The sequence below is a fragment of the Chryseobacterium gambrini genome (genome assembly GCF_900156825.1).
Classification (GTDB): domain Bacteria; phylum Bacteroidota; class Bacteroidia; order Flavobacteriales; family Weeksellaceae; genus Chryseobacterium; species Chryseobacterium gambrini.
This window is the reverse complement of sequence record NZ_FTOV01000021.1, coordinates 21,335-33,130: the sequence shown is the minus strand read 5'-3', so window position 1 is coordinate 33,130 and position 11,796 is coordinate 21,335. Positions and strand designations below refer to the sequence as shown.

Here is an 11,796-nt window from a genome sequence, read left to right as displayed (position 1 = left end):
TCAATTATTATATTATGAAATTCAACAGACTTTTTCAGCTTTTACTGGCTTTAATCCTCGTGATTAATGTTTCATGTAGTGATGATGAATATGTAATGCCGTCGCGAGGTGATTATGAAAACGGATATTTTATTGCGAATGAAGGAAACTTCGGAACACCTACAGCGAGTGTTTCTTTTATTTCTAAAGATCTTTCTGTATTGGAAAACAATATTTACAAAAAAAACAATAACGAAAATCTGGGCGATGTTTTACAGACCATCACTTTCAGCGATGACAGAGCTTTTCTGCTTCTGAACAATTCTAATAAAGTACAGGTTGTTAACCGTTATAATTTCAAAAAAACCGGAGAAATTACAGCACAACTGGATAATCCGAGATACATGACGATCAGCAACGGAAATCTTTATGTTTCTAACGATAAGTATAACGGAGGAAAATATGTGAATGTTTACAAGCTTTCTGATCTTTCTTTTGTGAAGAAAATTTCTTTCGCGTCAACTTCTACAGCGGAAAGAGTGGTAGAAGCAGGAGGAACGGTATTTGTGCAGAATGCTACTTACAGCTATGGAAGTACGCTTACGAGAATCAATACTTCAACCAACGAGATCATCAACACGGTTGCTGTTCCTAACGGTGAGATCGAAAAAACCATCAGTTATAATAACAATGTATATGTAATTGCTTCGGGAACATCTAATTCTTATATCTACGAAATTTCTCCTGCAGGAACGATTACAAAAACTACAACTTTAACCGGTATCGCCAATGCAAGAAATCTTGAAATTGATGGAGGAAAATATTACTTCACCTCTTCTAACAAGATTTACACAATGGATATGAATGCAACAACAGCTCCTTCTGCCCCTCTTATCAATTTTGTAGACGGAGGGCAATATTTTACGCTGTATGGTTTCTCTGTAAAAGACGGAAAAATCTTTGCATCTGATGTAAAAGGTTTTACCGCTCCAGCAGAAGTTACAGTATATAACACTTCAGGAACAGTTCTGAAAAAATTCGTAACAGGCATCGGATCTAATGCCGCTTATGTGAATTAATTTTTTTTGAAATAATATTAAAAGATTACGGCGGAGCTTTCAGCTCCGCCGTAATCTTTTAAGGTCTTTGCTATAGTAAGAATTGAATGTTTATCATTTCTTTTATACGATACAAAGAAATAAACTTATGCTTAAAATACTCAGTTAATAAATTTTCTTAAAATAAGAAATTGAAGAATACCCACAAACCACCAAACCGGAAATCTGAAATAGGTATATAAAAGCGTGAAATTATCAACAATTGGCTGATCTTTTGTCGCTTTTTCAATTTCAAACTCAACAGATAAAAGCGGAATAACAAATCCAAAAAATAAAAACGCAACCAGATATAAAATCCAGTTGCGTTTTCTAATCATTTTAAACTTTCAGACAACAATGTTGACAAGGAAAATTAATACTAAAATAATATAATCAAATGTCCCGAAAAACATTTAGGCGAGTGTTAATCCCAGTTTTTCCGCTTCCGCAATCACAAAAGTTCTCGCTTCCTCGCTGTCGTTTCCAATTTCTCCTTCCAGGATGGCTTCTTTTACTTTTTCCTTTAAAATTCCGATCTCGCGACCTGGTTTCAGGTTAAACATTGCCATAATTTCTTCTCCTGAAATCGGCGGCTGGAAATTTCTTACCTGATCTTTTTCTTCAACTTCTTTAATCTTAACAGCAACATATTCAAAATTTTTCTTGAATTTCTCCTGCTTTTTAGAATTTTTGGTTGTAATATCGGCTTTACAAAGGGTAAACAGATCTTCCATATTTTCTCCTGCATCAAACAGTAATCTTCGCAACGCAGAATCCGAAGCATCATCGGTAATCAGAGCAATCGGTCGAGACGAAAGTTTTACCATCTTCTGAACATATTTCATGTCCGGACCTAAAGGCAGTTTCAGTCTCTGGAATAATGTTTTTACCATTTTTGAGCCTAGAAACTCATGTCCATGGAATGTCCATCCTGTTCCTTCAACGAATTTTTTGGTCGGTGCTTTTCCGATGTCGTGAAGCAATGCAGACCAACGAAGCCACAAATTTTCCGTGTTTTCAGAAATATTGTCTACCACTTCCAAAGTATGGTAAAAATTGTCTTTATGGGTTTGTCCTTCCACTTCTTCTACTCCTTTCAGATCAATCAGTTCAGGAATAATTAATTTCATCAGACCCGTCTGTTCCATTAATTTCAGACCAATAGATGGCTTTTTGGAAAGCATGATTTTATTAAATTCCACCATGATTCTTTCCATCGAAACAATTTTTATTCTTTCGGCTTCCTGCTTAATGGCTTCCAAAGAATTTTCTTCGATCTGAAACTGAAGCGTAGAAGCAAAACGGATGGCTCTCATCATCCTCAAAGGATCATCAGAATAGGTTTGTGCAGGTTCCAGAGGCGTTCTTAAAATTCCTTTTTCCAGATCATCTACTCCATTGAAGGGATCGATTAGTTCACCAAAATTATCCTGATTTAACGAAATTGCCATTGCATTCACCGTAAAATCCCTTCTTTTCTGGTCGTCTTCAATGGTTCCGCCTTCCACTTCCGGTTTCCGGCTGTTTTCGGTATAACTTTCTTTTCTTGCGCCTACGAATTCAAGCTCAAGATCTTTGTATTTGATCATCGCTGTACCGTAGGTTTTGAAAACCGAAACTTTCATTTTCGGATCAATTTCTTTTCCTACGTTTTGGGCAAGCTCGATACCACTTTGTTCGGTCACAAAATCAATATCCGTTGATGCTTTTCTTTTCATCAAAAGATCGCGTACGTAGCCTCCGACGACATACACAGACTGGTTGTTTCGGGCTGCAACCTCCGAAATAATTTTGAAAAGTTTTAAATTTTTATTTTGAGTAAGGTTAATTTTCATTTTCTAATACGCTAATGCCGTTCATTAATCGTAATGAGCATACATTTTATTAATTTTTCCGTCTTCATTAAAAAACATCACTTCGACCGCATGTTTATCCATAATGGATTTGTAAAACAAAGCCACAGAATCTACTCCTTCCGTAGATTTTATAAGTTCGAAGTGAAGATCAGGATATTTTTCCAATGCTGTCTTCCAATATCCGCGAACAGCAGATTTTCCTTTTAAAGAACTTTCTTCTCCTCCTGCTGCTAATTTTATCATCGGCGTCACGATCTCTATATCATCCGAATAATGAGATAAAATAATATCCAGATCATTCGAATTCCATGCTTTAATCCATTCTTCAGCAAACTTTTGATGATCCATCGCAATTGTTTTAAAATTGAAGTTCTGCAAAGATAAAACTAAAAAAAGAAATCCTGCCGATGCGGATGAATAAGACTTTAAAATATATGATAAAGGTCGATTATTCTCTCAGAATTTTTATCCTGTTGTCACTCCAGACTTTTATTACCGATGAGCCCGAATATTTTGAAACTTTTTCGCGGTCTTCTTCTACTGCATAGTCTACAAGATCAATCATTTCAGGAGAAATATCCGAGAATTTTAATGGACTTTTTTCACCGCTGAAATTGGCGGAAGTAGAAACCAAAGGTTTGTTGAGTTTTGTAATCAGTTTTTTGCAGAAGTCGTTTTTTACCAGACGGATTCCAATGCTTCCGTCTTCAGCCAACAATTCTTTTGGCAATCCTCTCGGGTTTTCATAAACAATTGTTACGGGCTTTTCGCTCAGATCAATAATTTCCCAAGCCATTTCCGGAACATCTACCAAATCCTGTAATCTCTTTTCAGATTCCACCAAGATGATCATGGATTTGTTTTTTTCACGTTTTTTGATGTCAAAAATTTTATTGACAGCTTCTATATTGGTAGCATCACAACCGATTCCCCAAATGGTGTCTGTTGGGTAAAGAATTGTGCCGCCGGATTTTAAAATTTCTATTATTTTTTCCATTGTTTTCTGTCATTGCGAGGAGCGAAGCGACGAAGCAATCTCAAAAAGGATTGAGAATATCTTTAATATCTTCTGTCAAATCTCTCCACTCCGGATTAATTGAATTTATTAAATCAATTTTTTTCTGTCTCGAACCTGCTTTAATTTGTTTTTCTCTAAAAATAGCATCTCCTATTTCCTGAAATGATTCCCAATAGACAAGTTTGTCAATATTATATTTAGATGTAAAGCTTAGTTCAAAAATCTTTTCTTTATGCTGATAAATTCTTTTTGGTAAAGTTGATGTTACCCCAGTGTAAAGAACCGTATTATTTTTATTGGTCATAATATAAACAAAGCCTGGTTTCATTTGTGTTCATCTTTAAAATTATGAGATTGCTTCGTCGCTTCGCTCCTCGCAATGACATAAAATTAAAAAACTTTACAACTTCGGCAAATATCTTTCCTCAATAATATTCAGATGATGAATATTGTGACCAACAATCAATTTCCCTATGGTTTCGGCAGAAATTTGGTTTCCATTGGCAGTTCCTACATTTTTTAAGGCTTCGGAATTTGCAGTTTCCAACAGAATCTGAGAAGATTTTCTGATCAGTTGATATTCTTCCAACAGTGAACTCAGTGTTCTTTCATTCGCGAAAGACTGTTTCGCATATAATTCCTCATCAAAACCCGGCAATTCATTTTGGTCGCCTCTCGCAAAAGCCAATATTCTGTACTGAAAGATTCTTTCGGTATCGGATAAATGCAGAAGGAGTTCTTTCAGCGTCCATTTTCCTTCGGCGTAAGCAAAAAGAGATTGTTCTTCTGAAAGTTCAGAATAAATTCCTACAGTTTTTTCTCCGGATTTTTTCAGTTCTTCCAGCCAGTTTTCTGAGGGAATCAAGTCTAAATATCTTTGAACGTATTTTTGAAAATCAGTCATATATAATGAATAATAAGTAATTGGTAATGAGTAATATTTTAGTAACAATTAAGATTTCGTAAACTGTTACACTGGTAAGTTGTTACGTTATAAAATCTTCCATTCGTAAAAATTCACTTCATCGTAGATTTCGAATCCGCATCTTGGGTAAAGTTTGTTTCCGATATCATTGGATTTTCCGGTTTCAAGAAGAATTCCGGCGGCATCGGTTGATTTTGCAAGTTCTTTGGATGCTTCAATCAGTTGTTTTGAAAATCCTTTTCCACGATAATTTTCATTCACATACAAATCATTCAAAAGCCAGTATCTTTTCATTCTTGTGGAGGAAAATAACGGATACAACTGAACAAAACCGACTAATTTCCCTTCATTTTCGGCAACAAAAATTTCGGAATCGTTATTTTCAATTCTTTCTGTTAAAAATTTTTCCGCAGCAGGAATATCGGAATCTTTATGATAAAAGATCCTGTACTGATCGAACAGTTCAGATAACTGCTGTACATCTGCAAGTTGGGCTTTTCTTGTCATAATGGGAGTTTAAAACTTTGTCAAAGCACAAAAAAACTTCATAAAGCTTTAACAAAGTAGATTATAAATGATGGTCGTAGCTGAGAACGCGCTTCATTTTCCAGTCTTTTCCGTCCAGAATCCAGAGAATGGTAAATTTTGCACGGCTTCCCTTGTTCCATTTTCCGTTGTAAAATTCGGCAAAATCATGTTCTCCTTCCTGAATGAAAGCATACAGAGCATTATTGTTGTACAAAGGATATACTTTCATGGAATTTGGAATCAGTTCGCGTTTCACTTTATTGGTTCCGCCACAAATATTGTTTTTAATGGAGGCTTTGAAGGCTTCTTTTCCGGAAGTAATTCCGCCTTTATCGTGATAGAATTCCAAGTCTTCGCTTACGATAGAATCATAATGAGAAAGATCGCATTTATTGAATCCGACATCGAAAATCAGACTGTCTAATTTTTTCGCCGTTTTGTACAGTTCGTCGGTATTTTTAACCTGAGAAAAAGCAATCTGGCTTACCATTAACAGGAATAAAATCTGGATCTTTCTCATTATGTTTTTATTTTAAAATGTTGTTCAACACTCTGTCATTCTGACGTTAGGAAGAATCTTTTTTAATAAATTTTTGAATTTCTATTCCAACGTTTGTCATTCCGCAGGAATCTTGGCTCTAATTTTTTCAAACGACTTTCTAATACTATCTAAAGATCCTTTCATGATGACAAACTTTGATCGTATTTTTCAAATACTGAAAGAATTGACTACAATCCTAGCCACGATTGCAACGGCATCCTTTTGTGAAGCAAAGCGTAGCAAAAGATATAGTGGAAAGCGGGAAATAGCTCCAAAAATTTAAATAAATTCTATTTAGATTCTTTACTCCAATTCGTTCTACACAGAATGGCAAAGTGTTATAAATTATTTTTTAACTAAGAAAAAGCTCTTTCCAGATCTGCGATAAGATCTTCTGCATCTTCGATTCCTACGCTTAAACGAACCAAATCGTCTGTAATTCCCAATTCTGCACGTTTTTCTGCAGGAATGGAAGCATGAGTCATTAAAGCAGGATGATTGGCAAGAGATTCTACTCCACCCAAAGATTCGGCTAAAGTGAATACTTTTACTCTTTCTAAAAATCTGATGGCATCTTCTTTTTTCCCTGATTTGAAAGTGAAGGAAACCATTCCTCCAAAATCTTTCATCTGAGATTTTGCCAGTTCGTGTTGCGGATGAGATTCTAATCCCGGATAAATTACCTGATCTACAGCAGGATGAGATTCAAGGTATTTTGCAACAGCCATTCCGTTTTCAGAATGTCTCTGAACTCTTAAAGCCAGTGTTTTGATTCCTCTCAACACCAAATAAGAATCGTGAGGTCCTAAAATTCCTCCGCTTGCAAACTGAATGAAGTGAAGTTTTTCTCCCAGTTCTGCATCTTTAGCCACTAAGGCTCCCGCAATAACATCGGAGTGACCTCCCAAGTATTTTGTTGCGGAGTGCATAACGATATCGGCTCCCAGATCAATCGGTCTCTGAAGATAAGGCGTTGCAAAAGTGTTATCCACTGCAACCAGAATATCTTTTCCTTTTGCCACTTCAACAACTGCTTTAATGTCAACCAGTTTCATTAAAGGATTGGTTGGCGTTTCTACCCAGATTAATTTTGTTTTATCTGTAATAACGTCATTGATTTTAGAAACATCATCAAAATTCACGAAGGTAAATTTCAACTGATATTTTTCGAAAAGTCTGGTGAACATTCTGTATGTTCCTCCGTACAAATCGTCTACTGCAACCACTTCGTCTCCCGGATTTAATAATTTTAAAACACAGTCGATTGCAGCCAAACCGGAACCGAAAGCCAAACCTCTCGCTCCGTTCTCAATGCTTGCCAAAGAGTCTTCCAAAGCCTGTCTTGTAGGGTTTGCCGCTCTGGAATATTCGTAACCAGAATGTATTCCCGGACTTTTTTGTGCGAAGGTAGACGTTAAAAATACAGGTACATTCACAGAACCTGTTGCAGATTCATGATGCTGTCCTCCGTGTATTACTTTTGTATTAAAATTCATTGTTTTATATTTTTGATTTGAAGCGGGATGATGGAAGCGGGATGCCTTTATATACTTCCAACATCAGACTTCCCTCATCCCGCTTTTTTACATTTTTATCGCCGATTTTACTGCGAACTCTTCTGCCATCTGCTCCAACCATTGTGCCACATCTTCTTCACCTGTTGCTCTTTGGTAGGTATTTCCCATAGAAACAAGCACCTGATGAATGAACATTTTCATCTGATCCACCGGCATTTCTTTTGTCCAGAGATCAATTCTCAAAGCTTCCATATTTTTTTCGTCCCAAACGGAGATCATGGTTGCTTTTGTTTCTTCTTTTTCAATTCCTCCATCCTGTGCGTTCCAGGTGATGTTTTCCGGAATGTGGTTTTCATCCAGTTCTACATCTATCGTAATCTGAGTTTTTCTCATAATTTTCTATTTATTCTACTGTATATTGTTTGCCAAATATTTTACATTCAGCGTATTATTTTACTTTCGGTTTATAGCCGGACTGATTAAAGATCACGGTTGCATCCAATCCTAGGAAATCCTGAAGTTTGGTTTCAGGTTTCTGTTTCAGATATTCTTTACAGATCTGCCATCCTGTGAAAATGGCAATCTGCGGAGAAGATTCGTTATCAATTTCCGTATAAAATTTAGAGAATGGTCCCGGAGCGATAAAACGGTCTTCCAGTCTATGATCATCCCCAAAGATGATATTATTTTCCACGAAATAATTCCAGATGTTAGCTTCGTTGGAGACTGCCCATTCATACTGCTTCTGGGTGTAGTTCATTTTCAGATATTCCGGATATGTGGGTAAAAAAGCGTCTTTAAGAATCATGATTTTACCGTTGAGAATCATCATATCGATAAATTTCTGATGATCCGGAGATTCTTTCACAAAACCTTCCGCGAAAATCTGCGCCACTTTCGGAACAATATTATTCGGGTTCATGGATTTCTGGAAGTACATTTCCAGCCCTTTATAATTGGGGTTTCCGTCTCCCATAAAGCCTGTCATATCAATAAAAAGCTGATTTCCCTTCGCATCATAAAAAATAGGATCCTGAACCATCTGCAAAGCCGATGAAAATAAAAATACTTTCGGACTTTTAAAGGAAGGAAAATAAAACTTAATGTGCGAAAACAAATCCTGAAGATCGGTCTGCAGTTTTTTCTGATCTATTTTTGAAGTAGCCTCCTTGTAAATTTTAATTTCTTCAGGATCTGCTCTTCTTTTGGCAAAATCTGCATCGCTTACCGTTCCCTGAAACCAAGGAAATTTAGCTTTAAAACTTTCCGACGAAACATTCGGATCGTAAAGTTCTTTGGAAATATCTGTAATTTCTACTTTTTCCGCCGGACTTGTAATTTCTACGTTCCATTGATTCTGAGATTCTTTTTTGCAGGAATTCAATCCTAAAATTAATACTAAAGAAAGTGCAGTAATTCTGAAAATCTTCATACTTTTACATGAAATTTAAGTGTACAAAAATACGGATTTAAACATAATGTACTGATGAAAAATAAAATAATTCCGATCCTCATTCTTATTTTCTCTGTATCCTGTTTCTATAGTCAAAGTCTTATTTTTAAGGATAAAAATCTTGAAAAAGCTGTGATTGAAAATTTTGATCTGAACAAAGACGGAAAAATGAATCAGTTTGAAGCCGACAGAATTGAAAATTTATTTTTAGTGAATAAAGGCATTACAAATGCAGAAGATCTTCCCTATTTTAAAAATGCAAAAATGATCGTACTGGACGACAACAGCATTGTAAATCTTTCTCTGAAAAATTTGGATCATCTGCAGCTTTTTTCGTGTACAGGATGTAAAATTTTAAATTTTAAGGCAGAAAATCTAAAAATTCTGGCTTCACTGTATCTCGACAACAATCAGATTGAAAATATTTCGCTGAAAACAACGCCCAGAATTGATCAATTAACCGTATCTTTAAATAAAATAAAGACCATTGATCTAAGCTCGCTTAAATATCTTAAAAAGCTAAATCTTGAGCATAATCAGATTCAAAAACTGGATATTTCCGCAAATATCAATCTGGAAACCTTAAACGTGATGAAAAATCCGATCAAGGAAACAGACATTAAAAAAGGAGCAGCCAATGTAACGATTTTCGGATTTCAGCAACAGTAATTTTATGTATTTAGAAACACAAAGACTTATTCTGAGAAAATTTGAAGAAACAGATGCAGAACGCCTGTTTCTCCTCGACTCCGATCCTGAAGTGATGAAATACATCGGAATGCCTCCTCTTTCCGACATCACCGAATCTGAAAATGTAATTAAAATGATTCAGCAGCAATATCTTGATAACGGTGTCGGAAGACTCGCTGTAATTGAAAAAGAAAGCGGACTGCTGATCGGTTGGAGCGGATTGAAATTTATTACTCAGGAAATAAACGGTTACAATAATATTTATGATCTCGGATATCGTTTCATCCCGGAATACTGGGGAAAAGGCTATGCGCTGGAATCGGCAAAAGCTTCGCTTGATTTTGGATTTAACGATCTGAAAGCTGAAACCATTTATGCTCACGCTCATTCTGAAAACGAAGGTTCCAATTATATTTTAAGAAAATTAGGCTTTGAAAAAACCGGCGAATTCACCGAACCGGACGGAATTTGCTTCTGGTATGAGCTTCAACATCAAAATTACATCAAATAAACATTCAGAATTTTTAATTTTGAATTTCTTTACACAAAAACAGACAAAAAATATAAACAATGCAGACACAAAAAGTTATAGATCATATTGTAAACTGGCTGAAAGATTATGCCGTAAAAGCAAAAGTAAACGGATATGTAATCGGAGTTTCGGGAGGTGTGGATTCGGGTGTCGTTTCTACTCTTTGTGCGATGACAGGGCTTGAAGTTCTTGCGCTGGAAATGCCGATCCGTCAAAAAGCCGATCAGGTAAACAGAGCGAAGGATCATATTGAGGATCTGAAAAAGAAATTTCCAAACGTAAAATCAGAAACCGTTAACTTAACTCCTGTTTTCGAAAGTTTTGAAAATATTGTCAGCGCACATTCAGAAGGAAATCCCAATAACAATCTGGCTCTTGCGAATACAAGATCACGTTTCAGAATGCTTAATTTATATTATTTCGGTCAGCTTCACGGACTTTTAGTGTGCGGAACAGGAAATAAAGTGGAAGATTTCGGAATTGGTTTCTACACCAAATACGGCGACGGCGGTGTAGATGTTTCTCCAATCGCGGATCTTTATAAAACGGAAGTTTACGAATTAGCTAGAGCTTTAAATTTAATTGAAAGCATTCAGAATGCAATTCCTACGGACGGACTTTGGGATGCAGAAAGAACGGACGAAGACCAAATCGGGGCAACCTATCCTGAACTGGAAAAAATTCAGAAAGAATACGGAACAAAAACAGCAGAAGATTACGAAGGCAGAGACAAAGAAGTTTTCCAGATTTTCGACAGAATGCATAAAGCGGCAAAACATAAAATGGTTCCGATCCCGATCTGCGATATTCCGGAAGACTGGAGAGCTAATTAATTTAACAATATATCAGTCTAACAATGTAACAATGAATTGTTACATTGTTAGATTGGTACATTAAAGTTGTTAAAACTATTTCAGAATTAACCGTAAAAGTGACAAAAGATGAACTAAACTTTTATTTAAAGTTGATCATTATAAATGAAAAAGTTCACAATAGTTTTTAAAAATCTTTGATTTTTATTCTTTTGAGCGCTTTGATTATTATAGAAATTCGCTTTAAGATTGTCTTTTGTTACTTTTGCGGTTTAATAAAAGTTTAAACAAACTTATTGTTACATTTTTTAATTTAATACTATGAATGGTAAAATAAGATCTGTCTTTTTCATTTGTTTAGGGCTTCTTTTCGGGATGTCTGTAATGTACGTTTATAATAACTTCATTGCGGATAAAAAGGAAAATTCTTCGAAAAATCCAAGAATTGAATACAGCAGTTCTGAGATTTCGGGTTCGGCATATTCGAGTCAGGAATCTATTGATCAGTTGACAGAAGAAAAAAAGGTTATTGCTTACGTTAAAAAAAATCATCAGCTTCCGGAGTATTACATCACCAAAAATGAAGCGAGAAAGATGGGCTGGAATCCAGCCAAAGGAAATCTGTGTGAGGTTTTGCCGGGAAAAGCAATTGGCGGAGATAAGTTCAGCAACAGGGAAAGAACGTTACCTGAAGGAGAAAAGTATTTTGAAGCCGATGTGAACTATCATTGTGGAAACAGAAATGCAGACCGGATTGTTTTCACGAAAGACGGCGATGTTTATCTTACGAAAAACCATTATAAGAGTTTTGAGAAACAGTAGTTGTTGGTCATTGGTTTAAAATTAAA

General features: G+C 35.8%; 16 protein-coding genes. 5 read left to right on the top strand and 11 right to left on the bottom strand.

Going from position 1 to position 11,796, the window contains the following annotated elements; translation table 11 throughout:
• Nucleotides 1-14: 14 nt before the first annotated feature.
• A complete protein-coding gene (locus BW951_RS21185) occupies nucleotides 15-1,058 on the top strand; it encodes a DUF5074 domain-containing protein (RefSeq protein ID WP_076396510.1) in 1,044 nt (347 codons plus the stop codon).
• 140 nt (nucleotides 1,059-1,198) lie between these two features.
• Here BW951_RS21185 and BW951_RS21180 read toward each other — a convergent pair whose 3' ends face one another.
• The 11 genes from BW951_RS21180 to gldB form a co-directional block, all read right to left on the bottom strand.
• Nucleotides 1,199-1,414 carry a hypothetical protein gene (locus BW951_RS21180; RefSeq protein WP_076396507.1) on the bottom strand — a complete coding sequence of 72 codons (216 nt, stop codon included), beginning with the start codon at nucleotides 1,412-1,414 and terminating at the stop codon, nucleotides 1,199-1,201.
• Between the two features lie 75 nt (nucleotides 1,415-1,489).
• Complete coding sequence (locus BW951_RS21175; RefSeq protein WP_076396505.1) at nucleotides 1,490-2,911, bottom strand: CCA tRNA nucleotidyltransferase; 1,422 nt, start codon at nucleotides 2,909-2,911, stop codon at nucleotides 1,490-1,492.
• Between the two features lie 24 nt (nucleotides 2,912-2,935).
• Nucleotides 2,936-3,280, bottom strand: a complete 345-nt coding sequence (locus BW951_RS21170; protein ID WP_076396503.1) for a nuclear transport factor 2 family protein — start codon at nucleotides 3,278-3,280, stop codon at nucleotides 2,936-2,938.
• Between the two features lie 100 nt (nucleotides 3,281-3,380).
• A complete protein-coding gene (locus BW951_RS21165) occupies nucleotides 3,381-3,929 on the bottom strand; it encodes an L-threonylcarbamoyladenylate synthase (RefSeq protein ID WP_076396501.1) in 549 nt (182 codons plus the stop codon).
• A gap of 40 nt (nucleotides 3,930-3,969) precedes the next feature.
• On the bottom strand, nucleotides 3,970-4,278 hold the full coding sequence (locus tag BW951_RS21160; RefSeq protein WP_076396499.1) for a GIY-YIG nuclease family protein: 309 nt from the start codon (nucleotides 4,276-4,278) through the stop codon (nucleotides 3,970-3,972).
• A gap of 72 nt (nucleotides 4,279-4,350) precedes the next feature.
• Nucleotides 4,351-4,854, bottom strand: a complete 504-nt coding sequence (locus tag BW951_RS21155) for a DinB family protein (RefSeq protein ID WP_076396497.1) — start codon at nucleotides 4,852-4,854, stop codon at nucleotides 4,351-4,353.
• A gap of 87 nt (nucleotides 4,855-4,941) precedes the next feature.
• Nucleotides 4,942-5,382 (bottom strand): GNAT family N-acetyltransferase, encoded by a 441-nt coding sequence (locus BW951_RS21150; RefSeq protein ID WP_076396495.1) that lies wholly within the window; start codon nucleotides 5,380-5,382, stop codon nucleotides 4,942-4,944.
• A 61-nt stretch (nucleotides 5,383-5,443) separates the two neighbouring features.
• Nucleotides 5,444-5,923, bottom strand: coding sequence for a nuclear transport factor 2 family protein (locus BW951_RS21145; protein ID WP_076396493.1), 480 nt, complete (start codon nucleotides 5,921-5,923; stop codon nucleotides 5,444-5,446).
• A gap of 377 nt (nucleotides 5,924-6,300) precedes the next feature.
• Nucleotides 6,301-7,491 carry a cystathionine gamma-synthase gene (locus BW951_RS21140; protein WP_228427587.1) on the bottom strand — a complete coding sequence of 397 codons (1,191 nt, stop codon included), beginning with the start codon at nucleotides 7,489-7,491 and terminating at the stop codon, nucleotides 6,301-6,303.
• Nucleotides 7,492-7,527: 36 nt separating this feature from the next.
• Complete coding sequence (gene gldC / locus BW951_RS21135; protein WP_076396489.1) at nucleotides 7,528-7,854, bottom strand: gliding motility protein GldC; 327 nt, start codon at nucleotides 7,852-7,854, stop codon at nucleotides 7,528-7,530.
• 55 nt (nucleotides 7,855-7,909) lie between these two features.
• A complete protein-coding gene (gldB, locus tag BW951_RS21130; protein ID WP_076396487.1) occupies nucleotides 7,910-8,893 on the bottom strand; it encodes a gliding motility lipoprotein GldB in 984 nt (327 codons plus the stop codon).
• Between the two features lie 54 nt (nucleotides 8,894-8,947).
• Between gldB and BW951_RS21125 the strand changes: the two genes are divergently transcribed.
• The 4 genes from BW951_RS21125 (at nucleotide 8,948) to BW951_RS21110 (ending at nucleotide 11,770) form a co-directional block, all read left to right on the top strand.
• Entirely contained in the window at nucleotides 8,948-9,583 is a 636-nt protein-coding gene (locus tag BW951_RS21125; protein ID WP_228427586.1) for a leucine-rich repeat domain-containing protein, read from the top strand.
• A 4-nt stretch (nucleotides 9,584-9,587) separates the two neighbouring features.
• Complete coding sequence (locus BW951_RS21120) at nucleotides 9,588-10,115, top strand: GNAT family N-acetyltransferase (RefSeq protein WP_175608856.1); 528 nt, start codon at nucleotides 9,588-9,590, stop codon at nucleotides 10,113-10,115.
• A 59-nt stretch (nucleotides 10,116-10,174) separates the two neighbouring features.
• Nucleotides 10,175-10,969 (top strand): NAD(+) synthase, encoded by a 795-nt coding sequence (gene nadE, locus BW951_RS21115; RefSeq protein WP_076396483.1) that lies wholly within the window; start codon nucleotides 10,175-10,177, stop codon nucleotides 10,967-10,969.
• 300 nt (nucleotides 10,970-11,269) lie between these two features.
• Nucleotides 11,270-11,770 (top strand): ribonuclease domain-containing protein, encoded by a 501-nt coding sequence (locus tag BW951_RS21110; RefSeq protein ID WP_076396481.1) that lies wholly within the window; start codon nucleotides 11,270-11,272, stop codon nucleotides 11,768-11,770.
• The last annotated feature ends 26 nt before the right edge of the window (nucleotides 11,771-11,796 follow it).